Here is a 278-nt window from a genome sequence, read left to right as displayed (position 1 = left end):
GAACAAGGGCCAGGAAGCGGCGCCGCTGGTGATCGGCAACACGATGTATATCGTGACGCCATTTCCGAACGTCGTCTACGCGCTCGACCTCTCCAAGCCCGGCGCGCCGATGAAATGGAAATACGAGCCCAACCCCGAGCCGGCCGCGCAAGGGGTTGCCTGCTGCGACGTGGTCACCCGTGGCGCGGCCTTCGCGGACGGGCGCATCTTCTTCAACACGCTGGACGGCCACACCATCGCGCTCGACGCGAACACCGGCCAGCCGATCTGGAACGCCC

General features: G+C 66.2%; 1 protein-coding gene. It reads left to right on the top strand.

Features of this window, described 5'->3' with window-relative positions:
* Positions 1-278, top strand: a 278-nt coding sequence (locus tag EN804_RS36945) for a PQQ-binding-like beta-propeller repeat protein (RefSeq protein WP_145972897.1), incomplete at both ends; no start/stop codon positions are given.

Source organism: Mesorhizobium sp. M8A.F.Ca.ET.161.01.1.1, assembly GCF_004792105.1.
Classification (GTDB): domain Bacteria; phylum Pseudomonadota; class Alphaproteobacteria; order Rhizobiales; family Rhizobiaceae; genus Mesorhizobium.
This window is presented reverse-complemented; position numbering and strand designations above follow the sequence as displayed.